We start from the raw sequence: 1796 nt of genomic DNA, 5'->3' as shown, positions 1-1796 counted from the left end.
CGGCGTCGTAACCTTGACCAGCTCGACCTTGTCGAACTGGTGATGGCGGATCATCCCCTTCATGTCCTTGCCGTACGTGCCTGCCTCGCGGCGGTAGCAGGGCGTGAAGGAGACGTAGCGCCGGGGCAGCGTCCCCCCGGCGAGTGTCTCGCCCGTGTGGAGCGCCGTCACCGGCACCTCCGCGGTCGGGATGAGATAGAGCGTACGGTCCTCATCCGGCTCGACGGTCTTGAACAGCTGCACCTCGAACTTCGGCAGGAGCCCGTTGTTCTGCATCGTCGCGGCGTTCACGAGCTGCGGCACCCAGACCTCGGTGTAGCCGTGCTCGCGGGTGTGCAGATCGAGCATGAAGTCGGCGAGCGCGCGCTCGAGGCGCGCCAGCGGGCCCCAGAGCACGACGAAGCGCGCCTTTGCCATCCGCGCGGCGCGCTCGAAGTCCATGAGGCCGAGCGCCTCGCCGATCTCCTCGTGGGGCTTTGGCGCGAACCCGAACTCGCGCGGCGCGCCCCAGCGGCGGACCTCGACGTTCTTGTCCTCCGTCTGCCCGGGGGGGACGGACGCGTCGGGCAGATTCGGGATCTGAAGGAGCAGGCGCTCGATCTCCGCGTCCACGACCCTGAGCTCGGCCTCGAGCGCCTTGATCCGCTCGCCCACCTCCCGCATGCGCGCCTGCTCGGCGGCGGCATTCTCGCCGCGGCGCTTGGCCTGGCCGATCGCCTCCGAGGCCTTGTTGCGAAGCGCCTTCAGGTCCTCGCTCTCCCGCACGAGTCGCCGGCGCTCGGCATCCTGGGCGAGGACGGGCCTGACCAGCTCGGCGCCGCCACGGTCCGCCAGGCCGCGCTCGACGGCCTCGGGATTCTCGCGGATCAGTTTGATGTCCAGCACGTCTTTTCTCCTGTGGTGAAACAAAAGAGGCCGCCCGCAGGCGGCCTCGTGCCCCCGGTCGGGGTGACGCTATGACGAGGGCTCGGCCGCCTGCTCGGTCGCCTGCTCTGCCTCGACGCGCGCCACACTGCCCACCCGGTCGTCGGCGTCCAGGTCGATGATCCGCACTCCCATGGTATTCCGTCCCTGGCTCGTGATGTCGTCGCCGTGGACGCGGATCATCTTGCCGTTGGTGGTGATGACCAGGATGTCGTCGCCCTCGCGGATCTGCAGCATCCCCACCACGGAGCCGTTGCGCCCCTCGGTCTTGATGTCGATGATGCCCTTGCCGGCGCGGCCCTGCAGGCGGTACTCGTCGAGCGGCGTGCGCTTGCCGTAGCCGCGCTCGGTGATCGTGAGCACGATAGCGCCTTCCTGCACGACCTCGGCGGCGATGACCTGGTCGCCCTCGTCAACGTCGATCCCGCGCACTCCGCCGGCCGTCCGCCCCATGGGCCGAACGTCCTCTTCGGGGAAGCGGATGATCGTGCCGGCCTTGGTCGAGAGCAAGACCTCGCGCCGACCGTCGGTACGCCGCGCGGCCATGACCTCGTCGCCCTCGTCGAGGTCGATGGCGAGGATGCCGCCTGCCCGCGGATGCGAGAAGGCGACGAGCTCGGTCTTCTTGACGGTCCCACGCTTGGTGGACAAGAAGACGTAGCCACCCGACGCGAAGTCGCGCACGGGGACGCAGGTCGCGACCATCTCGCCCTCGGCAAGCGAGAGCACGTTGACCATGGCCTTGCCCTTGGCCTGGCGGCCGCCCTCGGGGATCTCGTGGACCTTGAGCCAGTGGACCTTGCCCTTGTTCGTGAAGAAGAGGAGGTACGCGTGCGTCGAGGCGACGAACAGATCCTCGACGATGTCCTCCT

2 protein-coding genes are annotated in these 1796 nt (G+C 68.7%); both read right to left on the bottom strand.

The features are described from left to right. A partial coding sequence (locus tag VGV06_19975) for a serine--tRNA ligase (protein HEV2057420.1) occupies positions 1-885 on the bottom strand: 885 nt, incomplete at its 3' end. Positions 886-954: 69 nt separating this feature from the next. Next, a partial coding sequence (locus VGV06_19970) for a DNA gyrase C-terminal beta-propeller domain-containing protein (protein HEV2057419.1) occupies positions 955-1796 on the bottom strand: 842 nt, incomplete at its 5' end.

Source organism: Candidatus Methylomirabilota bacterium, assembly GCA_035936835.1.
In the GTDB taxonomy this organism is placed as follows: Bacteria; Methylomirabilota; Methylomirabilia; order Rokubacteriales; family CSP1-6; genus AR37.
This window is presented reverse-complemented; position numbering and strand designations above follow the sequence as displayed.